The sequence below is a fragment of the Streptomyces sp. NPDC002730 genome, assembly GCF_042888805.1.
Classification (GTDB): Bacteria; Actinomycetota; Actinomycetes; order Streptomycetales; family Streptomycetaceae; genus Streptomyces.
The window spans coordinates 20,547-42,960 of sequence record NZ_JBIAQG010000013.1 but is presented as its reverse complement, the minus strand read 5'-3'; the positions used below and the strand labels follow the sequence as shown (position 1 = coordinate 42,960).

Here is a 22,414-nt window from a genome sequence, read left to right as displayed (position 1 = left end):
TCAGCTTCTGTCCGCAACAGCTCCCGACCTCACCAGAGCCTGACCTCCCCAACCCCGTCCTCAACTGGAGCCGTCCTCAAGGGGACTCAGTAACCGGTGGGGCGTACCAGACCCGTCTCGTACGCGAAGACCGCCGCCTGCGTACGGTCCCGCAGCCCCAGCTTCAGCAGGATCCGGCTCACATGCGTCTTCGTCGTCTGCTCCGCCACCACCAGCCGCTGGGCGATCTCCGCGTTCGACAGACCCTGAGCGATCAGCGCGAGCACCTCGGTCTCACGCTCTGTCAGATCGCCGACGCGCTCCTTGAGCGGGGCCCGCGGTGCGCCGAGGGTCCGGGAGAACTCCAGGATCAGCCGTTTGGTGATGTTCGGCGAGAGCAGCGCGTCGCCCGCCGCCACCACCCTGACGGCTTCGGCCAGTTGAGCGGCCGAGGCGTCCTTCAGCAGAAAGCCGGACGCACCCGCGCGCAGCGCCTCGTAGACGTACTCGTCGAGGTCGAAGGTGGTGAGTACGAGGACCTTGACTGTTGCGTCCGGGGCCTGGGTGATCCGGCGGGTGGCCTCGATGCCGCCGAGTTCGGGCATCCGTATGTCCATCAGAACGACATCGGGGCCGAGTTCGGCGACCTTGGCGACGGCGTCGAGGCCGTCCACGGCCTGGCCGACCACCTCGATACCGGGCTCGGCGTTGAGCAGCACCGTGAAGCCCTGCCGGACCATCGCCTGGTCGTCGGCGATCATCACGCGGATCGTCATGCTCTGTCCTTCATAGGGCTCCCGTTCAACGGGAGCGTCGCGGTCACTTCGTACCCACCGTCGGCCGTAGCGCCGGTCGTCACTTCGCCGCCCAGCATCACGGCGCGCTCGCGCATGCCGAGCAGACCGTGGCCGGCGCCCGGGGATGCCGGGACCGGCCCGGCCGGCGCGGTGTTGGTGACCCGGACCGTCAGCCCGGCCGGGTCGTACGCGATCCGCACCCGCACCATCGAGCCCGGCGCGTGCCGCATCGCATTGCTGAGCGCTTCCTGGACTATGCGGAAGGCCGACAGTTCGATGCCGGGTGACAGCGGGCGCGTGCCGTCGTCGACCTCGGTGGTGACGGTCAGGCCCGCGCTGCGGACGTTGTCGACGAGGGCGCCGAGCCGCGCCAGCGTGGGCTGCGGGGTCTGAGACTCGTCGTTCGGCTCGGGGTTCTCGGACCGCAGTACGCCGAGCACCCGGCGCAGTTCGGTCAGCGCGTCGACGGCGTTCTCTCGGATGCCCGCGAGATTCTCCTTCAGCTCCTCGGACGGATCCTCGACCAGGTGCGGCGCGACCTGCGCCTGGATGGAGATCACCGACATATGGTGGGCGACCACGTCGTGCAGCTCGCGTGCGATACGGCTCCGCTCCTCCAGCAGCGTGCGCCTGGCGCGTTCCTCCGCGGTCAGCACCTCCTGCTCAACCAGCCTGGTGCGGGCCTCGCGGCGGCCGCGCAGCGATCCGCCCACGATCACGACGACGGTGAAAACGAGCGCCGCCACCGGGGCCGTCGTGTCGTGGGGGCGGTCGCCGATCGCCTCGAGGACCAGGCCCGCCAGACAGCTGAGCAGCAGCGCCTCGACCGCAACCCGGGGGCGTACGCGCAGTGACAGCAGGAGCAGTACGCCGGCGTGCGCGAGGATCCCGGTCACGGGCCACGGCCACGGATCGTCCGGCCTTGGCTCGCCGACCGCGACGACGAGAGTGGGGACCAGGGACAGCCACCAGGCGGGCACCGGACGGAACATCGCGAGGATGACCGCGCCCGACTGGAGCGCCGCGAGCAGCAACCCGTACTGCCCAACGAGGCCGATGCGGTTTTCCAGCTCATCGCTGTTGGCCAGGAAAAGCGGAATCGACAGCCACACCACAATGACGTGCGGCAACCGGGCCAGCCATCGCACCTTGGTGATGCGCGGCAGCGGGTCGGCGGCGAGGGTGCACAGGTCCTCACGGAGGGTGCGCGGAAACGACCGCAGGGTCTGGGCCGCCGGGGCCAGGCGCGCCTTGTCGTCGTTGTCCACGGCGTCAACCCTAAACACGGCCCATCTCCCGTTCCCGGGCGGGCTCGTGGGCCCGTACGACCCGGCTGCCTTTCCGGGGCCGCCGCTGTTCGTACGTACGGAACGCGGCCCAGCACACCAGCAGCGCCGCCGCGAACACCGGCAGCCAGGCGATCCTGGCGAGCACCCAGCCGGGGCCGTCGGGCTCGGTGTGCAGTCCGGGCAGCGCCGTGCCCGCGAGCAGGCCGGTCGCGGTGACCGCCATCATCGCGGTCTGGTGCCACAGGAAGACCGTCATCGCGGAGAGGTTGACCAGCGCCACCGCCGCCCATGCCGCGGGCCTTTGAAGCACCCGACGCAGCGGGCCGAGCAGCAGCATCGCCGCCCCGCACTGGGCGAGACCGAAGGTCACGGCAGCGAGAGTGGGCGGGTTGAGGTTGGAGATCTCGGCGCCGGGCACCCCGACCATGGACGCCGGGTACCCGGCGAACACGACCAGCCCGGCGGTGGCGGCAACGCCGACGGTGAGCAGTACCCAGCCGCTGGTACGGGAGCGGAACTCACCGCGTGCCCACGCCGCGCCCAGGCAGTACGGGACCAGCCAACCGGCCGCCACATTGATCCAGCCCAGCCAGGCGGGCCCGCCCAGGCCGAACCGGAACAGGTCGATGTGCAGAACGACGGCGAGCGGCCACAGCAGATGCAGCCGGGCGACGAGCGGCGTCGCCGCCGTCAGAGCCGCGAAGGCCAGCAGGAACCAGAGAGGTGAGAGGACGAGGTTGAGAAGGGTGGTCACGGTGTCCAGGCCGGTACCGGAGGCAAGCATGCACACGGCCGCCACGGTCCACAGCGTCAGTACGGCGGCGACCGGCCGGAAGAGACGGGACAGTCGGACACCGAGCCACTGCCCGTAGGTCGTGCCGTTGGCGCGGGCCGAGGCATAGCTCGACGTGCCCACCTGCCCGCCGACCAGGAAGAACACGGCGAGGGTCTGGAACATCCAGGAGATCGGGGCGAGTTGGGGCAGATGCTCCAGCGGACTCGCGCCGCGCAGCGCGCCGCCGTCGATGACGAGTGCGGTGACGAGCCAGTGCCCGAGGACGACGCCGAGGATGGCGAGGGCGCGCAGGGCGTCGACGGCGCGATCGCGGTCGGGCGGGGTGGCCGCGTCGATACAGCGTGCCAGGTCACGCAGCCGTGAGTCAGGCATGAGTGACCTCCGTTGCGCGGCCGAGGGCGATCCGGGCGAGGTTCTTCAGGGATACGGAGCCGGGCTTCAGGTAGTCGCTGTGCCCGCCGTCACCGGCGGCGAAGGTGCGGGCGCCGAAGCCGTCCGACACGGGGTCGGCGCCGAGGCCGAGGGTGGTGCCGAGGATGTCGAGCCGGACGTGCGGGACATGGGCGATCCAGTCGTCGGAGCCGCGTCCGGCCCAGACCGTGGCGGGGGTGTGGAGGTCGGCGACGTTGTCGGCACCGGCGCCGGGGCTGCCGTAGAGGGCGATGTCGGCGACGTCGAGGGAGGGGGCGGCGCGTCCACAGACGACGGAACCGTACGAATGGCAGAGCAGCGACACTCGTGAGCCGGGCTTGGCTCCCTTCAACTCACGCACAAAATTTTGTAGTTGTGCGCCGGCATCGTCCGCCCTCCCTTCGGTCAGGACCTCGGGGCTTATGGTTCCCGGCGTCGCGTAGCCGAGCCAGGCGACGACTGCGGCGCGGCCGCCGAGCTCGTCGTGAAGGGCGACAGCGCCGGCCCGGAAACGCTCGTAGGTATCGAGGTTGGTGTCCGAGCCCGGCACCAGCACGGCGATCCGCTCGGCACGCGCCAGATCGCCGAAGACCTCGGCAGTGCGGCCGCCGTCCCGCCCGTCGAAGGAGAGGAAGTGCCGCGCCGGGTCCGCCATGACGCGCAGCCGGGCGGCCCGCCCCTGATCGCCATGGGCGGTGGCCGTCTCCGCGGCCGCGCGGATATCGGCGCGGCCGGCCGCGAACCTGTCCCCGAGGAGAGGGAGTTCGGCGGCGGTGAGCGGCGCGAGGGTGACCGGTGCGGGCGCGGGGACGGCGGCGGGCCGCGCCGCCGCCGACACCGGCACGGTCACCGCGGCGGTGACGAGCGCGGCGAGCAAGGTACGACGCAGGCGGGACGCCATGGCTTTCCTTCCGTTCCGAGTGCTGAATGCTTTCTCTCGGAACAGAAGTTATGAATCGCGGCGTGTGGTCGGCGTCCCGCTGGGGAACGCACCTGTGACGTAGCTCTGAGGTATGACGAGTACGGGCAGGGCCCGGTGGCTACCAGGCCAGCTGGGCAATCTCCTCCGCGACGACGGCGCACGCATCCGCTGCCGGGTCGATCAGCGGGAAGTGCCCGACGTCCTCGAGGAGCGTCAGCCCGACGGTCTCACCGGCCTTCGCGGCGGCGTCGACATACGCCTCCGAGACGGCGTACGGCACGACGATGTCGGTACGGCCCTGTACGACGGTGGTGGCGATGCCGGTGGGCAGGAGTGCGGCCGGGTCCGCGTACGCACTGCGCCCATCGAACTCCGCCTCGCTGCCCAGGAGTTGTGTCACCGCCCCGCCGCACACATCGAGCTCGACGGCTTTCGCGAAGTCCGCGATCGGCGCGAGCGCGACGACGCCGCGCAGCGTGGGCGGCGCGGCCAGCCGCCACGGCGAGCCGGCCGGCAGCACATGTCGGGCGGCGGCCCACAGCGCGAGCTGCCCGCCGGCGGAGTGCCCGGTGACGACAGTGCGCCGGGCGTCGGCCTGCGGCAGGACGTCCTTCACCAGGCCGGGCAGCGCGTCCATCGCGGCGGCGACATCGTCAAAGGTCTCCGGCCACCGCCCGGCGACGGGCTCGCTCCCCCGCTGCTGCGGAATCTCGCTCCCGCGCCGGTACTCGACATTGGCGACGGCGAGCCCGCGCCGGGCCAGAAACTCCGCGAAGGGAGTGACGTGCTGCCGGTCGTACCGCGCCCGCCAGGCACCACCGTGCAGCATGACGACGAGCGGCACGTCGACAAGCCCGCCACGGGGTGCGTAGAAGTCCACGACCTGGTCGGGGTGCTCGCCGTACGCGGCGGAGGCATCCGGCGCGACGACGGGATGCGAGAACAAGGAGTCGCTCTCGGCGGCGTCACGGGCGGCGGGGTCCGGCATTGCTGCTCCAACCTTCCGACAGAGGAGCGGAATTGACCTGACCAGCGGGGACGGTACCAGCCCCCGCTGATCAGATCGTCACAGCGTCAGGCGGCCGGTATCTCGGCCAGTACCTCCGCCAGTACCGACGCCGCCCGTTCCGCGTCTGCGAAGCCCACGTACAGCGGTGTGAACCCGAAGCGCAGCACATCCGGGCGGCGCAGATCGCCCACCACGCCCCGTGCGATCAGCTTCTCCATCACCGCGGGCGCCTGCTCGCAGCGCAGCGCGATCTGGCTGCCGCGCGACGCGTGCTCCAGCGGGGTCAGGGAAGTGACGCGGCCCTGCGGGACGTACGACTCGACGCACTCCAGGAAGAAGTCCGTCAGCGCCAGGCTCTTCGCCCGTACGGAGTCGACCGAGACTCCGTCCCACACATCCAGCGCCGCCTCCAGCGCCAGCATGGACAGGATGTCGGGCGTCCCGACCCGGCCCCGTACCGCGCCCGGTGCCGCCTCGTAGGCGGACGTCATCGCGAACGGGTCCGTGTGCGAGTTCCAGCCCGGCAGCGGGGAGTCGAAGGCTGCCTGATGGCGTTCGGCGACGTACAGATACGCCGGTGACCCCGGGCCGCCGTTCAGATACTTGTAGGTGCAGCCGACCGCCAGGTCCACGCCGTGCGCGTCCAGACCGACCGGCAGCGCGCCCGCGCTGTGGCACAGGTCCCAGACCGCCAGCGCGCCCGCCTCGTGGATCGCCGCCGTCAGGGACGGCAGGTCGTGGAGGCGGCCCGTGCGGAAGTCGACGTGGTTGAACAGCGCCACCGCCGTGTTCGGGCCGAGCGCCGTCGGGAGGTCCGCAGGCGCCACCGGGACCAGCCGCTTGCCCGTCATCCGGGCCGCCGACTCGGCGATATAGCCGTCCGTCGGGAACGTCGTCGCGTCGACCAGGACGTCCGTACGGGAGGGATCGCCGGTGCGCTCGCAGAGCCGTATCGCGCCCACGACCGCCTTGAAGACGTTGACACTTGTGGAGTCTCCGACCACCACCTGCCCCGGCCCCGCACCCACCAGCGGCGCGATTCGGTCGCCGATCCGTTCCGGCGCCGTCCACCAGCCGCTCTCGTCCCACGAGCGGATCCGCAGTTCGCCCCACTGCCGGGTCACCACATCGGCGACCCGCGCCGGCACATGGGCAGGCAGCGCGCCCAGTGAGTTGCCGTCCAGGTACACGGCCTCGTCGAGCGCGAACAGCTTGCGCGCACCGGCCAGTTCATCTGCGGCGTCCAGCGCCGCGGCCTTCCCTGCCCGTGACTCAGACATGGCTGCGCGCCGTCCACAGCTCGGGGAAGACGTTCTTGCGGGCGCGCTTCTCCAGCCAGGCCACGCCCGCCGAACCACCCGTGCCCGACTTCGAGCCCATGGCCCGCCGGGTCGCCACCAGATGGTCGTTGCGCCAGCGCCACACCAGCTCGCCGACATCGGTCAGCGCCTCGCCGAGCCGTACCAGCTCGGTGTCCTGGTCCGCACCGCCGTACACCGCGGCCCAGACCTCCTCGATCTCCGCCGACGGCTCATACTTCTGCGAGAGGTCCCGGTCGAGGACAGCGGACGGAACCGCCATCCCGCGCCGCGCGAGCAGCCGCAGCACCTCGTCGTACAGGCTCGGCTCCTGCAGCGCCTTCTCCAGCTCCGCGTGCACCCGCGGCGCGCCCCGGTGCGGCACCAGCATCGACGCCGACTTCTCGCCGAGGAGGAATTCGAGCCGCCGGTACATCGCCGACTGGAAGCCGGAGCCTTCGCCCAGAGCGCTGCGGTACGAGTTGAACTGAGCGGGGGTGAGGTGCGCGAGCGGCTCCCAGGAGGCGTTGAGCGACTCGAGCTCGTACGTGCTGCGCTTCAGCGCGGCGAGAGCGACGGGCAAATTGTCCTCCCGCAGCGCGCCGGCCGCCGTCTCCCACTCATGGACGATGACGGTGAACCACAGCTCCATCACCTGGGTGGTGACCAGGAAGACCATCTCTCCCGGATCGTCCGAGAGCGGATGCTGCAGGTGGGTGAGAACGTCCGCCTGGACATAGTCCTCGTACGGAGTGGTGCCCGCGAAATCCAGATTCGGGGCCGCGTCATGTGACATCGCTGTCTCCTCGACGTGTCCGGGTAGCGGTCCGCCCCTTCCTGTTGGCTCGGGAGCCCCGGTCCCCACCGGCATCATAAGCCGGTGGTCATTTTGCGGGTCAGAGCGTCGGGCCTGTGATGTACGTCCCGTTCTCGTCGTACGGCCAGGCATTGGAACGGCACCCGTCCAGCCCCTTGATCTGCTGCATCATCACCGGCGCGGGCTTTCCCGGGCCCGCGCAGCCCAGGTGCTTGCGGATGCCGATCTCGTGCCCGATCTCATGGTTGATGATCAGATGCCGGTACTCGGCGGGCGACCCGGCGAACGTCGGCGAGCCCAGCATCCAGCGGCGCAGATTCACCACGACACCATCGGCGGTCTCGCAGTTCAGCTCGCCCTGGGTGTCGAGGCCCTGCTCGAGACAGAGCCGGTCCGCGGTGGCCGGGGTGGCGATCCTGATCACGAAGTCGGCGTCCGAGGTGACCAGCTGGAAGGAGCCCTTGCCGTGGGCTGCCCAGCCGCGCGGATGGGCAAGGATCTGCTGGATCTCGGCGGCGGCGTCCTTCGCGGGGATGTCGACGCCGTCCTCGACCTGTACGCGGTAGCGGCGCAGCGGGCCCGAGCCGGCCGCGCTGCCGGAGGCCTGCGCGGTGGTGAAGGTGCCCTTGCCGGAGGCGGGGACCTTGGCGGGCGGCTTCTTCTTCCGCGTCGGAGGCTCGGCGTCCGGCGGACGGTGTCGCGAGGGCGTCGAGGGGGTGGTGCGCGGCTCGAGGTCGACGGCCTCCGGGGCCTCGGACGGCGTTACGTGCGGCTGGACGGTGTCATCGGCCGCCTGGGTTGTGGGCTGCGCGGTGCCGCGCCAGTGCGCGAGGGCCGCGCCGCCGCCGAGCGCGAGGGCGACGAGGGCCGCGCCGAGCAGGAGTAAGCGCGCGAGCGGGGGGCGGGCCGCCTGTTTTCGGCGGCTACGGCTACTGCTGCGGATTCGGCTCTGGCTCTCACTCTGGCTGCGGCTCTTGCTTCGGCTGCGGCTCTGGCTCTGGCTCTGGCTCTGGCTCTGGCTCTGGCTGCCCAACAGAACGTCCCCCACCTCAGTCGCCGGTGCATGCGAATTGTCAGTGCGGACGATCATTAGCGGCCGAAGGCCCGCGCCCCCTCTGTACAGACGGGGTATACGGGCCTTCGGTTCGTTTTCACTCAGCTCAGCGTGTCGGCCGCCGTCTGCGAGGAGTCCCGCAGGAACGTCGAGCAGCGCTCGTACTCCGCCTGCTCGCCGATCGACTCCGCGGCGCGGGCCAGCGCGTGCAGCGCGCGCAGGAAGCCGCGGTTCGGCTCGTGCTCCCACGGCACCGGGCCGTGGCCCTTCCAGCCACTGCGCCGCAGCGAGTCGAGGCCGCGGTGGTAGCCGGTGCGCGCGTAGGCGTACGACTCGACGACGCGGCCGTTCTCGAACGCGTCGTCGGCGAGCTGTGCCCAGGCCAGCGACGAGGTCGGGTACTTGGCGGCGACGTCGGCGGGAGCCGCCCCGGTCGCGAGGAGCTCGCGCGGCTCGGGGTCGTCGGGCAGGTGGGTCGGGGCGGGTCCCCCGAGCAGGTTTTCATGGATGGACATGGGCTCCAGTGTCACAGGTCGGTGGGGAATCCGTGGAAGCGGTGCGGGTGCTGTGCGACGGGGGCGACCATCGTTGTCATGGGCAGGGTCACGGGCGGGTGGAAGGCCATGGCACTGGGGGCGGTCGTCGTCCTGGGCCTGGTGACGGGGTGCGGTGAACCGGGCGGCAAAGGCGGGCACGACGAGGCGTGGCGCCCGCCGTCGGCCCCACCCTCGCTGTCTCCGTCCACGACGTCCTCGACGTCCTCGACGTCCTCTGCGCCCGCGACGCCCTCGCCCTCGGTGCCCGCGAAGCCCTCCGGCAGCGCTTCAGCGGGCTCACCGGCACCGGGTCCGACCACGACCGCCGGTGCGGGCACGGGCGGCCCAGCCACGGGTGATTCCGGCGGCTCGGGCGGTTCAGGAGGTTCCAACGACGGCGGCGGTGGCGGTGGCGGTACGAGCGGGAACGGTGGCGGCAGCGGCGGGGCCGGCGAACCCGAGCCGCCCACCGCGCCCCCGCCCCCGTCCCAGCAGGCCCCGGCCGGCGGGACGGACGGTTTCCCGTACGACGGCGATCTCTGCGGTGGCGACCACGGCCCGTACATCCAGGTCCACAGCGGCTCCGGCGCGGGGCGGACCGGCCGGCTCGTCATCCGCGAGGGGCACTTCACCTGCCACGGCAAGGACAGGGCGACCTGGACCGCCACCGGCGGGACGGCACGCCCGTTCCCGCTGAACGAGAACGCGCACATCACCGTCACCACGCCGTTCGCCCCCGCCGGGCAGCGCAAGGCGATCACCGCGAGCGAGTTCCTCACCAGGATCAATGCGTACGGGGAGAAGCAGACCCTGGTCTTCCACTACCAGACCGACCCCGAGCTCATCTGGATCCTCAACCAGATCGACCCGGCTCAGTACTGACCACGGCGGTCGGCTCCAGCGGCGGCGACGACAGCCCGCAGTTCATCCTGCACTCGGGCCGGGCCCGCGCCGCCTCCGGCACCGGCTTCCGCACCGTCCACCAGGCGATCAGCGAGCCCACGACCAGCACGCCGGCACACATCGGCATCGCCCGCCGGAACGTCGCGCCGAACTCCGCCGCCGAGCGGTACGCCTCCGGGCCCATCCCGGCCAGCAGCGGCAGCGCGGCCACCGCGAGCAGACCGGCAGCGCGGGCCGCCGCATTGTTGATACCGCTCGCGAGCCCCGCCCGCGCGGTCTCCACGGAGGCCAGGACGGTCGCGGTCAGCGGCGCGACCAGGGTCACCATGCCCATGCCCATGACCACCATCGCGGGCAGCACATCACGTACGTACGAAGCGTTCTCACCGACGCGCAGCATCAGCATCATGCCCGTCGCGCAGAGCAGCGGGCCGACGGTGAGCGGGATACGCGGGCCGATCCGCTCCCCCAGCTCCCCGGATTTCGCCGAAAGCAGCAGCATCAGCACGGTGATGGGCAGCAGTGCCGTACCGGCGCCGAGTGCTGAATAGCCCGCCACCACCTGGAGTTGCAGGGCGGTCAGGAAGAAGAAGCCGCTGAAGGCGGCGTACACACACAACGTGACCAGATTGGCCGCGGTGAACTGCCGGTTCGCGAAGATCGACAGTGGCAGCATCGGAAGGGGCCGCCGCCTCTCGACGAGGACGAAAGCCACCCCGACCACCACACCCGCGACGCCCACCCACACCGACGGCCCGATGAGCGCGTACGTCACCAGCGCCAGCGCCGCGGCTCCGAGCACCGCACCCAGCACATCGAAGCGGCCGTGGGCCTGCGGGTCGCGCGACTCCGGCACGTGCTTCAGCGCCACCGGCACACACAGCGCGGCCAGCGGCACATTGATCAGGAACACCCAGCGCCAGCCGGGCCCGTCGACCAGCCAGCCGCCGAGGAACGGACCGACCGCCGCGCCGACACCGCCGAGCCCCGACCACAGCCCCACCGCGCGGGCCCGGTCGTCCGGGTGGAAGCTCGCCTGGATCAGGGACAGCGACCCCGGTGTGAGCAGCGCCGCGCCGACGCCCTGCAGAGCGCGTGCGCCCACCAGCACAAGGTCATTGGGCGCGAGCCCGCAGAGCAGCGAGCCAAGCGCAAACCACACCACGCCGAGCACAAAGACCTTCCGCCGCCCGAAGCGGTCGCCGAGCGCCCCGCCGAGCAGGATCAGCCCGGCCAGGGTGAGCATGTAGGCGTTGATGGTCCACTGGAGGATCGCCATATCGGCGTTGAGATCTTCCCCGATGCGGGGCAGTGCGACATTGACGACGGTCGAGTCCAGCAGGGCCATGCTGGAGCCGAGCACCGTCGTCAGAATCACCCAGCGGCCGGTGGCCGTGGACAGCCTGATGCCGCCCGGAATCTTCTCGCCCGGGCTCATCCCTGCCGGACTCATCTCTGTCGGGCTCTTCCGTCCCGGGCTCTTCCGTCCCGGGCTCTTCCGCCCCGAGTTCCTCTCCTCCGGACTTGTCTCCCCCGGCCTGTTGTCCATACCCGGATCATCCTCGGGCCGGGCGGCTCAGGCCAGCCGGTGGAGGGCACGGATCAGAGCGTCCACACCCTGCTCCGCCTTGGCACGGGGGCATCCGACGTTGAACCGTACAAAGCCGTCGGAGCCGTACGTCGTGCCCGGCATGATCGCGACCTTCTCGTGCTCGATCAGCTCCCGCTGCAGCGCCGCGTCGTCGACGCCGAGCGGCCGCAGATCGATCCAGGCCAGATAGCCCGCCTGCGGCGGCTGCCAGCGAAGTTCCGGGAAGGCGGAGTTGAGCCGCTCGGCGACGAGGCGCAGATTCCCCGCCACATAGGCGTTGAGCCGGTCCAGCCACGGCCCGCCGTCCCGGTACGCGGCGATGTGCGCGGTCAGCGACAGTACGGCGGGCGAGGCGAGCCCCTCGCCCGTCTGCATCCGGCGCAGAAACGCCGCATGGTCGTCCGCGTCGCCGATGATCCCGTACGCACCACTGAGTGCCGGGAAGTTGAAGGCCTTGGTCGCGGAGGTGATCAGCGCCCAGCGACCTGCCCCGAACCGCGTCCACGGCAGATGGCGCCGCCCGTCGGGCACAAAGTCGGTGTGTACGAAGTCGGCATGGATCTCGTCGCTGATGACCGCGACGTCGTACGCCGCCGCAAGCCGCGCGAACTCCGTCAGCTCGGCCTCCGTCCACACCCTGCCGGTCGGATTGTGGGGCGAGCAGAGCACCAGCACCTTGCTGTCCGGGCGCGCGAGCTGTCGCTCCAGGGCCGCCGTGTCGCCGGCCGGTGCCCCGCGCAGCTCCCGCCCGAGGCCCGATATCGCCTTCAGGAAGCCGTCGTACGTCGGGGTGTGGACGACCACGCCGTCGCCCGGCCCGGTCCACATCTGCAGCAGCTGCGAGAGCTGGTTGAGCACGGACGGCCCGTACACGATCCGGTCGGTGTCGATGTCCGTGCCGTAGCGGCGGGCGAACCAGTCACGTATCGCGGACAGGAAGTCCTCGTGGCGCCAGTCGGTGTAGCCGAAGACCCCGTGCGCGATACGCCGCTGAAGCGCGTCGAGCACCTCGGGCGGGGACGCGAAGTCCATGTCGGAGATGGTGAAGGGCAGCAGCCCGTCCACGCCGAACCGGTCCGCGACGCCGTCCCACTGCACGGACCAGGTGCCGCGCCGGTCGACGGGAGTGTCGAAGTCATAGCTCACGGTGAGTCCTCCCACATGCCGCGGGCCCGGCACCCCGGGAAGGGGTGCCGGGCCCGGCGTACGGATGACGCTTGTTCGGGCTGCCGGCCTGGGCCGCCTGCCCCAGCCGCTTACTTGAGCTTGGTGCCCGCGGAGCGCAGGGCGGCACAGGCCTCGCCGACACGCTTGGCCATACCGGCCTCGGCCGCCTTGCCCCAGGTGCGCGGGTCGTAGGTCTTCTTGGAGCCGACCTCGCCGTCGACCTTCAGCACACCGTCGTAGTTCTTGAACATGTGGTCCGCGACGGGGCGGGTGAAGGCGTACTGGGTGTCGGTGTCGAGGTTCATCTTCACGACGCCGTTCTCCAGCGCGGTGGCGATCTCCTCGACCGTCGAGCCGGAGCCACCGTGGAAGACGAAGTCGAACGGCTGGCTTCCGGCCTTCAGGCCGTGCTTCTCGCTGACACCCTGCTGCAGGTCCTTCAGCAGCTCGGGGCGCAGGACGACGTTGCCCGGCTTGTAGACGCCGTGGACGTTGCCGAAGGAGGCGGCCAGCAGGTAGCGGCCCTTCTCGCCCAGGCCGAGCGCCTCGGCGGTGCGCAGCGCGTCGTCGACCGTGGTGTACAGCTCGTCGTTGATCTCGTGGGTGACGCCGTCCTCCTCGCCGCCGGTCGGGGTGATCTCGACCTCAAGGATGATCTTGGCGGCGGCGGCCTGCGCGAGCAGCTCCTGGGCGATGGCCAGGTTGTCGGCGAGGGTCTCGGCCGAGCCGTCCCACATGTGGGACTGGAACAGCGGGTTCTGGCCGGCCTTGACGCGCTCGGCGGAGATCTCGAGCAGCGGACGGACATAGCCGTCCAGCTTGTCCTTCGGGCAGTGGTCGGTGTGCAGCGCGACGTTGATGTCGTACTTGGCGGCGACGATGTGCGCGAACTCGGCGAGCGCGACCGCGCCGGTGACCATGTCCTTCTTGTACTGGCCGCCCAGGAACTCGGCACCACCGGTGGAGATCTGGACGATGCCGTCGCTCTCGGCCTCCGCGAAGCCGCGCAGCGCAGCGTGCAGGGTCTGGGACGAGGTCACATTGATAGCCGGGTAGGCGAACTTGCCTGCCTTCGCCCGGTCGAGCATCTCGTTGTAGACCTCGGGAGTCGCGATGGGCATGTGTCCGCTCCTTGTGATGTGCGGGTGTGTGGTGCTTGGCCCTGACCTGGGGGCGACGTCATCGTCGGCGCCCATCTTTCCAGACTCTGCGCGCGGCTCCACCCCGCGTGGGTCGCCGACCTGCACGAGGGGCGTGCTGTTTCACGTGAAACGGCACGCCCCTCGACGTCATCGCAGGTCAGAGCCTGTCTCGGGACCTAGGTCACGAGTCGGCGAAGGAGGGTCAGGCGAGCCCGAGCTCGTCGAGCGAGTACGCGTTGACATACGGCAGCCCCGCCTCGGCGATGGCCGGAGCCGCGCCCCGCTCCACGATCACGGCGACCGCGACAACCTCGCCGCCGGCCTCCCGTACCGCCTCGACGGCGGTCAGCGGGGAGCCGCCGGTGGTCGAGACGTCCTCGACGACCAGACAGCGGCGGCCCTTGACGTCGGTGCCCTCGATCCGGCGCTGCATACCGTGCGCCTTGCCCGTCTTGCGTACGACATAGGCGTCGAGCCGCTGCCCGCGCGCCGCCGAGGCGTGCAGCATCGACGTCGCCACCGGGTCGGCGCCCAGCGTCAGACCGCCCACGCAGTCGTAGTCCAGCTCGGCGGTCGCATCGAGCATTACCTGGCCGACCAGCGGCGCGGCCTCGCCGTCCAGCGTGATCCGGCGCAGGTCGATGTACCAGTCGGCCTCAAGACCCGAGGAGAGGGTCACCTTGCCGTGCACCACGGCCTTGTCCTTGATCTGCTGGAGCAGCTCAGCACGTACGTCAGTCATGCCCATGAGCTTAAAGGCGGCGCCAGGCCCAGGTGGTCGCGATCTCCAGCGGCTCGATCGGGGTGACCAGCTGCGGGTGGGTGTTGAGACCATTCGGCGGGCCCGACTGCGGCTCCACACAGATGGCTTCGCCCTCGTTGTCGTAGACGACGACCCACTCGGCGCGGCTGGTGACCGTGAGTTCCAGCTGCTCCGGCCAGGTGAGCGTGACCGAGACACCGTCGGGCATCCCGAAGCAGTCGTCCCACGGGCCGGGCAGCGGGGCGACGCGCCGGCCGGTTGGCAGATGGTCGGGGCCACGCTCCTCCTGCCACTCGGGCGTGAAGTCGATCCGTGCGTCCTCACCGGTGCCGAGGTTGCGCAGGAACCACGGGTGCCAGCCGGCCTGGGCCGGGAAGGAGTTCTCGTACGTCTCGACGCCCATGGTGAGGATCAGCGAGTCCTCGGCCAGCTCGAAGGCCTGAGTGACGCGTCCGCTGTACGGCCAGGGGTCGGCGAGGTCATAGGTGAAGGCCGCCTCGCTCTTGCTCGCGCGGGCGGTGTGCCAGGCGGTGTCGCGGCCCGTGCCGTGGATGGCGTGCGGCGGTGAGTTGAGCGGCAGTTGATGCCGTACGTCTCCGTTGCTGAACCGGCCGTTCCCGACGCGGCCGCACCAGGGGACCATCGGGAAGGAGCCGTACCGCTCGCCCTGGCGCAGCACCTCGGTGCCGCCGATGCGCAGGCTCGCGATGCGGCAGCCGTTCTGCGGATGCACGGTCAACTCGACGTCTCCGGCGGCCAGCCGGATGTTTTCTTCGCTGCTACTCACACGACGACAGTACTGGCGACCGGCCACTACTTGCGGCGGCGCAGCACCCGTCCGACGACGACCGCGGAGGCGAGCGCGAGGGCCGCGGCGGGCGCGAGCCAGCGCAGGGTCGCGCCGGCGGTGCCCGCGTCGGGCGCGGGCGTGGGGGCGTAGCGGCCGCGCGGCGGGGCATGGTCGACCTCTTCGGCGCTGCGCCCGATCATGGTGCGGCGGGCGTGCGCGGCCTCGGCGGGCGGCTCGTCGGGGACGGCGGGGAGCTCCTGCAGCTCCGGTGGTTCGGATGCGTCGGACACCTCCGGCACATCGGGCACGTCCGGTACGGCAGGCACGTCCGGTACGGCAGGCACGTCCGGTACGGCAGGCACGTCCGGTACGGCAGGCACGTCCGGTACGGCAGGCACGTCCGGTACGCCGGGCACCTCCGGCACGTCCGGCACGTCCGTTGCGTCGAACTGCTCCTCGGCGACCGGGTCGAGCGACGGCGGCGGCACGGGCGCATCGAACACGGACGGCTTCACGGCGTCCGCAGGGGCCTCGCCGCCGTCGACCGGCTGTTCCAGCTCTTCCGGTGTCGGCTCCGCCGTCAGGGCAAGCCGGTCGGCGAACCGGTCCAGCAGCCGGTGCGCGGCCGATGCCGTCGTAGAGTCGGCCAGCTCCGCCAGCCGGCCCTCCGCGCCGGCCGTCCCGGTGAAGCAGAGCCTCGTACCGCCGTCGGTGGGTTCCGGACGGATCGTCAGGGTCACCTTGACCGAGCCCGTGCCGCGCGCCTCCACACCCTCGCCCTCGACAGCAAAGGTGTCGTCCTGCTCGACAATGCGCAGGGTGCCGCGGTAGGTGATCGTGTGTCCGCCGATCCGGATCTTCAGCCGCCCGGAGAGCGGGCCGGCCGACTCCTCCGCGGCCTGTTGGAGCCCGGGGACGCAGCGGGCGACCCGCGCGGGGTCCCGCAGCGCCTGTCGGAGGGTCTCTGCCGGAAGCGGAACGAACACCTCATGCTCCATGGGAGCCGAGCCTACCCAGGCAGGACCGCTACGTCAGCGTTTCGGTCCGTGTACTGCGCAGTCCGTACTCAGTCTGTGTACCGCGGGTGCACCAACGTCGACGGCGGCAGGTCCGGCAGCCGGGTCCGCTCGGCGGCGCGCACCCCCGCCGCGAGCGCGGACGGGCCCAGTGCCCGCAGCCGCGGTACGTCGGCGTCGAGTCCGAGCCGCGGGACCCGGCCCACGGCGGCGAGCAGGAACCCCCAGTCGCGCGATGCGGCGGCAGTGCCCGTCACACGGTCCGGTCCTGCGGCGAATCCCGGGAGCCGGCCGGTCGCGCTGTACGGCCGGGTGCCGAACCCGGCCGCGCGCAGCGTCGCGTCGACCGTCCAGAAAGTGTGCGGACGGGAGGCCGGCGGCCCCGCATGCACGACCAGCCGCCCGCCGTCCGCGAGGACCCGTGCGGCGAGCCCGTAGAACTCCTGGGAGTACAGCTTGGTGCTGGGAGTGATGCCGGGGTCGGGGAGGTCCGAGATCACCACGTCGTACGTCCCCTGGGGCGCACGCAGCCAGGAGAAGGCGTCCGCGGGGACGAACCGCACCCGCGGATCCTGGTAGGCGTGGGCGTTCAGCGTGGCGAGCGCCGGGTCCGTGCGCGCCAGCCGGACGACGCCCGGGTCCAGTTCGACGACGGTCACGGACCGGACATCCGGATAGCGCAGCGCCTCGCGCGCCGCCAGCCCGTCGCCGCCGCCCAGGATCAGTACGCGTGCGTGCGGCCCACGCATCGCCGGGTGGACCAGCGCCTCGTGGTACCGGTACTCGTCGCGCCCACTGACACGCAGCCGACCGTCCAGGAAGAGATCCGGCGGCCCCGACCGGCCGCCCGTGAGCACGACTTCCTGTACGCCGGTGTGGACGGCGACCCGCACCTGGTGCCCGTAGACCGCGCTGCGCGCAGCCCGCTCGAAGTCGTCGACCAGGACCGCCGCAGCCGCCAGCACCGCCAGCACCGCCACATTGGCGGCGAGCAGCCACCAGCGCGAACGGGTCGTCAGATCACGGCGGAAGAGCCACAGCACAAGCAGCCCGCCCGCCACCGCGTTGACGGCTCCCGTCAGCAGCGCGCCCGTGAGCTGACCCAGCCACGGCAGCAGCAGAAACGGGAAGGCGAGTCCGCCGACGAGGGCGCCCACATAGTCGGCGGCGAACAGATCGGCCACCGTGCCCTCCGCGTCGCGCCGGGAGATGCGCTGGATCAGGGACATCAGCAGCGGGATCTCGGCGCCGATCAGCACGCCGATGGCCAGGGAGAACACGACCAGCACGAACCGGGACTCGCCGATCCAGGCGAAGGAGGCGTACAGCACCATGGCCGAGCAGCCGCCGATCAGGGCCAGCGCGGCCTCCAGCAGACCGAAGCCGACTGCGGCCCGGCAGCGCAGCCGCTTGGCGAGCAGCGAGCCGACGCCCATCGCGAAGACCATCACCGAGAGGACGACGGATGCCTGGGTGACGGAGTCGCCGATCAAGTACGAGGCGAGGGCGACCAGTTCGAGCTCGTACACCAGTCCGCAGGCGGCGCAGACGAAGACCGCGACCAGCACCAGATACCGGCCGGCGTTCGGGCGGACGGGCAGCCGCAGCACGCTCTCGGGCGGTGAGGTCGGCCGCTGGTCGATCATGTTTGTAACGCTACGTCACTGCACACCTTCACTCTGTCACCCACAAGGGTGCGACTACAGCAGGGCCGGCATACGGGCACCGACACGCGTTCGGGTGACAACGAGGCGCCCCTCCTGCGGATAGGCGTGCCAGGTGCGCCACCGCACCTGGTCATCGAACCGCTGTGCCAGCATCGCGGTGAACGCGTGCGGCGAGCCGGGAAAGGTGCCGGCCAGTCCGTTCGGGTGGTCGGCGACCAGCGCGAGCAGCTCCTGCGCGCGCCCCGCGAACGACCCCTTCGTGAGCGTTTCGACATGGGCCGCGAACTCGTACTCCCAGTCGCCGAGCCGCTTGGCCACGCCGAGCGGCAGCGGGGTACTGCTGCCGCGCATACAGGCGACGGTCTCGGAGCAGTTGCCCCGCTCCTCCTCCAGCAGCACTTGATGGGAGGCGCCCAGCAGTCTCAACTGCAGTTTCGCACCCGACAGTTCGAGATCGAGTACGGCCAGGGCAGGGAGCGGCTCCCGGCCCAACGCCCAGGCGAGGTCGTCGGCACTGGTGTCGGAATAGGCGGTCTTGAGGGTCGTGAGCATGGGTCGGCTCCGCAAACACGCTTCGGCAGGTGGACACGTGGACCGGGGGCGCCCCGGAGGGGGGAAGGTCAAAAAAGCGGGGAACGCCTGCTCGGGTCCACATGAGGAACGAGGGGCTGGATGGTTCCTACAGGTTCCAACAGCGAGGGAATCATGAACTACGCGGCACCCACAGCGCTTTTACCCAACTTGGTTGGGTTTCCATCCCCTCGGGGGCCTTACAGTTCAACTGTTCAACAAAAAAGGGTCGACAGGGTCCGACAACGGTGAGCCGTGGAGCGTGCCGCGCGGCGGCCGACGGAGCAGCCAACAAGGAGGCACCCGGCGGGAGTTCACCCGCCGGGTGCCATCAGTGGTCGCGGACCGGCTGCCCCGTGTCAGCTGCCTCCGCCACCGCATCCGCCCCCGCCACCGCCACCGCAGGACGAGGAGCCACCCCCGCAGGACGAAGAGCCCCCGCAGGACGAGGAGCCGCCGCAGGACGCGCCGCCGCCGCCCGCCCACCAGCTGCCACTGCTGCCACCGGCCCCGCCGCGCCGACGGCTCTTGACCGTCCTGACCCTGCTGTTCTTCTTCGCGTGTGCCTTGCCGGCCATGATCACAGCGAAGACGAAGACGACCAGCAGAATCCCGAAGAAAGCTGCCATTGCTCTCACCGTCCTTCCGTTCCCCCGAAGCGAGCCCCCCGCGTCTTTGCGTGACCGCTTCTTGTGTGAGAGGGGGATGCCCCTGGCTCCGAAGACCCAAAGCAGACTTGAGCAACTCCAGAGCTTGGGCACAGGATGTCGGCCATGACTGGACGCGAACCCGGACCACGACCGCTGCTCAACCGCCGACTGGCGGAATTCGGCACGACGATCTTCGCGGAGATGTCGGCGCTGGCCGTACGGACGGGGTCGATCAACCTCGGTCAGGGCTTCCCCGACACGGACGGCCCCGAGGAGATCAGGGAAGCGGCGGTACGGGCGCTGCGCGACGGCCGCGGCAACCAGTACCCGCCGGGTCCCGGGATCCCCGAGCTGCGCACCGCGATCACCGACCATCAGCAGCGGCGGTACGGCCTGTCGTACGACCCCGACACGGAGGTCCTGGTCACGGCGGGGGCGACGGAGGCGATCGCGGCGGCGCTGCTCGCGCTGGTGGAGCCGGGCGACGAGGTCATCGCGCTGGAGCCGTACTACGACTCGTACGCCGCGTGCATCGCGCTGGCGGGCGGGACGCGGGTACCGGTGACACTGCGGCCGCGGGACGGCTCGTACCACCTCGACCTGGACGAACTGCGGGACGCGATCACCGACCGGACCCGGCTGATCCTGCTCAACACGCCGCACAATCCGACCGGCACGGTGCTCACGCGCGAGGAGCTGGCGGCGATCGCCGCACTCGCCGTCGAGCGTGATCTGCTCGTCGTCACCGACGAGGTGTACGAGCATCTCGCCTTCGACGGCGAGCACGTCCCGATCGTGTCCTTCCCCGGGATGCGCGAGCGCACGGTGACCATCTCCTCGGCCGGCAAGACGTTCTCGTTCACCGGCTGGAAGGTCGGCTGGCTGACGGCGTCGCCCGAGCTGGTCACGGCGGTCCGGTCGGCGAAGCAGTTCCTGACGTACGTGTCGGCGGGGCCGTTCCAGTACGCGGTGGCCGAGGCGCTACGGCTGCCGGACACGTACTTCGAAGACCTGCGGGACGGTCTGCGGGCCAAGCGGGATCTGCTGAGCGCGGGTCTGGTGGATGCCGGCTTCGAGGTCTACCGCCCGGCGGGCACGTACTTCGTCACCACCGACATCCGGTCCCTGGGCGAGGACGACGGCTTCGCCTTCTGCCGGGCGCTGCCGGAACGGTGCGGGGTCGTCGCCATCCCGAACGCGGTCTTCTACGACCACCGTGACCAGGGCGCGCCGTTCGTCCGATTCGCATTCTGCAAGCGTGAGTCCGTGCTCCAGGAGGCCGTGACCCGCCTGAAGGGGCTCATTAACGGCTGAACCGCCCGCTGTCACGAGTGACACGCACACCTTCAGCCGACCGGGTAAGAACCAGCACCATCTGCTGCGCAGCGCTCGCGCGCGCGCCTTGGGCGGCACAAGGTCGGGTTGACCGACCCCCTGTGCGCGCCCGGAGGTGCACCCTGTCCGCCGACACTTTCGACAGCACAGCGGCGGCGGCTGCCAGGCCCGCTCCCCGCTGGCGCGCCGCGCTGCTGAGGGCAGCCCCCGCGCTGGGGCTGTTCGCGGCGGCGCGGCTGGCCGGGCTGCTGGTGATGGCGGGCTGGGCCTGGCACATCGGGCGCTCGCCCCGGATGCTCGTGGCCCGCGCCTGGGACTCCGACTGGTACATGCTGATCGCCGAGCACGGCTACGGCCGCGTCCTGAGCTGGCCGGACGGCTCGGTCCAGAGCGATCTGGCGTTCTTCCCGCTCTACCCGGGGCTGCTGCGCGTGGTGACAACCCTGCTGCCGGTGACCAGCGGCACGGCCGGGCTGCTGCTCTCCTGGTCCGCGGCCGCGGCGGCCGCCTGGGGCATCTACGCGGTCGTCGAGCGGCTGAGCGGGCGGCGCATCGCGACCGCGGTGGTCCTGCTCTGGGGCCTGCTGCCGCACTCGATCGTGCTCTCCATGGCGTACACGGAGCCGGTGCTCACCGCGTTCGCCGCCTGGTCGCTGTACGCGCTGCTCACCCGCCGCTGGGTGTGGGCGGGCACGCTGGCGACGCTCGCCGGGCTCTCCCGGCCCAACGGGATCGCGGTGGCCGCGGCGGTGCTCGCGGTGGCGGCGTACGAGGTGTCCAAGGCGTACCGGCAAGGCGAGCGCCCGGGGTGGCGGATCTGGACGGGCGCGGCCGTGGCCCCGCTCGGCTGGTGCGGCTATGTGCTCTTCGTCGGCTTCCGCAAGGGCGACCCACTGGACGGGTACTTCGCCGTGCAGCGCGGCTGGAACTCGCGCTTCGACTTCGGGATCGGAGCTCTGAAGGTGGTGCGTGACATCGTGCTGCGCCCGGCGATGTTCCCACCCGTGGTGGCGCTGCTGATCGTCGCGGCGGCGGTGGTGCTGTTCGTGCTGTTCGCGCTGGAGCGGCCGCCGTTGGCGGTGTTCGTCTACACCATCGTGCTGGTGCTGATCACGGTCGGCGGCTCCGGCTTCTTCGAGTCCAAGCCGCGCTTTCTGCTGCCGGCCTTTCCGCTGCTGCTGCCGGTGGCCCGCGTCATGACGAAAGCCCGGCCGAGTGCGGCGGTCGTGGTGACCGTCGCGCTGGCCGGGCTGTCGTTCGCCTACGGGACGTATCTGGTGACACTGTCCCCGCTGGCGCCGTAGCCGGTGCTGCCGGGAGGCCGCTCAGGCCTCGTCGTCGGCGGGCTTCTCGTCGGCGGACTGCTCGTCCGCCGGCTCCAGGCCGAGCTGCTCCACGAGCCACTTGTCGAACTCGATCGAGGCCCGGACCCAGCTGACCGTCGACGACACGAAGTGCTCCAGGCTGACGCCCATGCCGATCAGCATCTGCGTCTCGCCGATGAGGCGGACCGTGCTGGGTGCGTCCTCGTCCTCGTCGTGGATGTGCGTGTAGACCTTCGGCCACAGGGTGCGGCGGTTCCAGTCGTCGATCGCGTCGAGGAGCTTGGGCTTGTCCTCCAGGGCGTGCGGACGGTCGTAGAAGGTCCGCACCGAGAAGACCTGCTGGTCCTCCTCGCCGCGGAACATGAAGTACGTGCGGAATTCCTCCCACGGCGCGGCGAGGTCGCCCTCGTCGTCGACGACGTACTTGAGCTCCATCTGATCGAGGAGCTGCTTGACCAGGTCCTGATCGGGAACGACGGGGCCCGCCGGTCCTGCGGCCTGCGGCTGGGGCTGGCCCCCGAAATTAGGAATCGAGGACGGATCGATGGTCACCGTGTATTTCCCTTCGTACGGTTCCCGCCATCCTC

At 70.8% G+C, this 22,414-nt stretch carries 22 protein-coding genes; 3 read left to right on the top strand and 19 right to left on the bottom strand.

Going from position 1 to position 22,414, the window contains the following annotated elements:
• Positions 1 to 86: 86 nt before the first annotated feature.
• The 9 genes from ACFYXH_RS30100 to ACFYXH_RS30060 all read right to left on the bottom strand — a co-directional run bounded on the left by ACFYXH_RS30100 (position 87) and on the right by ACFYXH_RS30060 (position 8,887).
• Positions 87 to 755 (bottom strand): response regulator, encoded by a 669-nt coding sequence (locus ACFYXH_RS30100; RefSeq protein WP_385301776.1) that lies wholly within the window; start codon positions 753 to 755, stop codon positions 87 to 89.
• Complete coding sequence (locus ACFYXH_RS30095; protein WP_389569423.1) at positions 752 to 2,044, bottom strand: sensor histidine kinase; 1,293 nt, start codon at positions 2,042 to 2,044, stop codon at positions 752 to 754. Before ACFYXH_RS30095 ends, ACFYXH_RS30100 begins: the two co-directional genes overlap by 4 nt.
• A 10-nt stretch (positions 2,045 to 2,054) precedes the next feature.
• The gene (locus tag ACFYXH_RS30090; RefSeq protein WP_389569419.1) at positions 2,055 to 3,233 is read right to left on the bottom strand and encodes an acyltransferase; all 1,179 of its coding nucleotides are present in this window, start codon (positions 3,231 to 3,233) and stop codon (positions 2,055 to 2,057) included.
• Positions 3,226 to 4,173, bottom strand: coding sequence for an alpha/beta hydrolase (locus ACFYXH_RS30085; protein ID WP_389569416.1), 948 nt, complete (start codon positions 4,171 to 4,173; stop codon positions 3,226 to 3,228). The genes ACFYXH_RS30090 and ACFYXH_RS30085 overlap by 8 nt, the downstream gene beginning before the upstream one ends.
• Before the next feature lie 139 nt (positions 4,174 to 4,312).
• Positions 4,313 to 5,182, bottom strand: a complete 870-nt coding sequence (locus ACFYXH_RS30080) for an alpha/beta hydrolase (RefSeq protein WP_389569413.1) — start codon at positions 5,180 to 5,182, stop codon at positions 4,313 to 4,315.
• A gap of 86 nt (positions 5,183 to 5,268) precedes the next feature.
• On the bottom strand, positions 5,269 to 6,483 hold the full coding sequence (gene kynU, locus ACFYXH_RS30075; RefSeq protein WP_389569411.1) for a kynureninase: 1,215 nt from the start codon (positions 6,481 to 6,483) through the stop codon (positions 5,269 to 5,271).
• Entirely contained in the window at positions 6,476 to 7,297 is an 822-nt protein-coding gene (locus ACFYXH_RS30070; protein ID WP_389569408.1) for a tryptophan 2,3-dioxygenase family protein, read from the bottom strand. The genes kynU and ACFYXH_RS30070 overlap by 8 nt, the downstream gene beginning before the upstream one ends.
• Before the next feature lie 100 nt (positions 7,298 to 7,397).
• A complete protein-coding gene (locus tag ACFYXH_RS30065; RefSeq protein WP_389569406.1) occupies positions 7,398 to 8,351 on the bottom strand; it encodes a DUF3152 domain-containing protein in 954 nt (317 codons plus the stop codon).
• A 122-nt stretch (positions 8,352 to 8,473) separates the two neighbouring features.
• Complete coding sequence (locus ACFYXH_RS30060) at positions 8,474 to 8,887, bottom strand: DUF3151 domain-containing protein (protein WP_389569403.1); 414 nt, start codon at positions 8,885 to 8,887, stop codon at positions 8,474 to 8,476.
• A gap of 78 nt (positions 8,888 to 8,965) precedes the next feature.
• Between ACFYXH_RS30060 and ACFYXH_RS30055 the strand changes: the two genes are divergently transcribed.
• Positions 8,966 to 9,790 carry a hypothetical protein gene (locus tag ACFYXH_RS30055; protein WP_389569400.1) on the top strand — a complete coding sequence of 275 codons (825 nt, stop codon included), beginning with the start codon at positions 8,966 to 8,968 and terminating at the stop codon, positions 9,788 to 9,790.
• Here ACFYXH_RS30055 and ACFYXH_RS30050 read toward each other — a convergent pair.
• The 9 genes from ACFYXH_RS30050 to ACFYXH_RS30010 form a co-directional block, all read right to left on the bottom strand.
• On the bottom strand, positions 9,762 to 11,264 hold the full coding sequence (locus ACFYXH_RS30050) for an MFS transporter (protein ID WP_389569397.1): 1,503 nt from the start codon (positions 11,262 to 11,264) through the stop codon (positions 9,762 to 9,764). The genes ACFYXH_RS30055 and ACFYXH_RS30050 overlap by 29 nt on opposite strands.
• A 123-nt stretch (positions 11,265 to 11,387) precedes the next feature.
• Positions 11,388 to 12,548, bottom strand: coding sequence for a MalY/PatB family protein (locus ACFYXH_RS30045; protein ID WP_389569394.1), 1,161 nt, complete (start codon positions 12,546 to 12,548; stop codon positions 11,388 to 11,390).
• A 110-nt stretch (positions 12,549 to 12,658) separates the two neighbouring features.
• A complete protein-coding gene (fbaA, locus tag ACFYXH_RS30040) occupies positions 12,659 to 13,690 on the bottom strand; it encodes a class II fructose-bisphosphate aldolase (RefSeq protein WP_389569391.1) in 1,032 nt (343 codons plus the stop codon).
• A 223-nt stretch (positions 13,691 to 13,913) separates the two neighbouring features.
• Complete coding sequence (gene pyrE, locus ACFYXH_RS30035) at positions 13,914 to 14,453, bottom strand: orotate phosphoribosyltransferase (RefSeq protein ID WP_327325033.1); 540 nt, start codon at positions 14,451 to 14,453, stop codon at positions 13,914 to 13,916.
• Between the two features lie 10 nt (positions 14,454 to 14,463).
• Entirely contained in the window at positions 14,464 to 15,261 is a 798-nt protein-coding gene (locus tag ACFYXH_RS30030; protein WP_389569388.1) for an aldose 1-epimerase, read from the bottom strand.
• A 26-nt stretch (positions 15,262 to 15,287) separates the two neighbouring features.
• Positions 15,288 to 16,262, bottom strand: coding sequence for an SRPBCC domain-containing protein (locus ACFYXH_RS30025; protein ID WP_389569385.1), 975 nt, complete (start codon positions 16,260 to 16,262; stop codon positions 15,288 to 15,290).
• Positions 16,263 to 16,330: 68 nt separating this feature from the next.
• Positions 16,331 to 17,926 carry a polyamine aminopropyltransferase gene (locus tag ACFYXH_RS30020; RefSeq protein WP_389569382.1) on the bottom strand — a complete coding sequence of 532 codons (1,596 nt, stop codon included), beginning with the start codon at positions 17,924 to 17,926 and terminating at the stop codon, positions 16,331 to 16,333.
• A 54-nt stretch (positions 17,927 to 17,980) separates the two neighbouring features.
• A complete protein-coding gene (locus ACFYXH_RS30015) occupies positions 17,981 to 18,499 on the bottom strand; it encodes a DUF2617 family protein (RefSeq protein WP_327325029.1) in 519 nt (172 codons plus the stop codon).
• A gap of 377 nt (positions 18,500 to 18,876) precedes the next feature.
• Positions 18,877 to 19,146, bottom strand: coding sequence for a hypothetical protein (locus tag ACFYXH_RS30010; protein WP_389569379.1), 270 nt, complete (start codon positions 19,144 to 19,146; stop codon positions 18,877 to 18,879).
• Between the two features lie 135 nt (positions 19,147 to 19,281).
• On the opposite strand from ACFYXH_RS30010, the gene ACFYXH_RS30005 reads away from it, so the two are divergent.
• The gene (locus ACFYXH_RS30005; RefSeq protein ID WP_389569377.1) at positions 19,282 to 20,481 is read left to right on the top strand and encodes a pyridoxal phosphate-dependent aminotransferase; all 1,200 of its coding nucleotides are present in this window, start codon (positions 19,282 to 19,284) and stop codon (positions 20,479 to 20,481) included.
• 122 nt (positions 20,482 to 20,603) lie between these two features.
• Positions 20,604 to 21,806 (top strand): hypothetical protein, encoded by a 1,203-nt coding sequence (locus ACFYXH_RS30000; protein WP_389569374.1) that lies wholly within the window; start codon positions 20,604 to 20,606, stop codon positions 21,804 to 21,806.
• A 21-nt stretch (positions 21,807 to 21,827) separates the two neighbouring features.
• Here ACFYXH_RS30000 and ACFYXH_RS29995 read toward each other — a convergent pair whose 3' ends face one another.
• Positions 21,828 to 22,379 carry a YbjN domain-containing protein gene (locus ACFYXH_RS29995; RefSeq protein WP_389569371.1) on the bottom strand — a complete coding sequence of 184 codons (552 nt, stop codon included), beginning with the start codon at positions 22,377 to 22,379 and terminating at the stop codon, positions 21,828 to 21,830.
• Positions 22,380 to 22,414 lie beyond the last annotated feature (35 nt).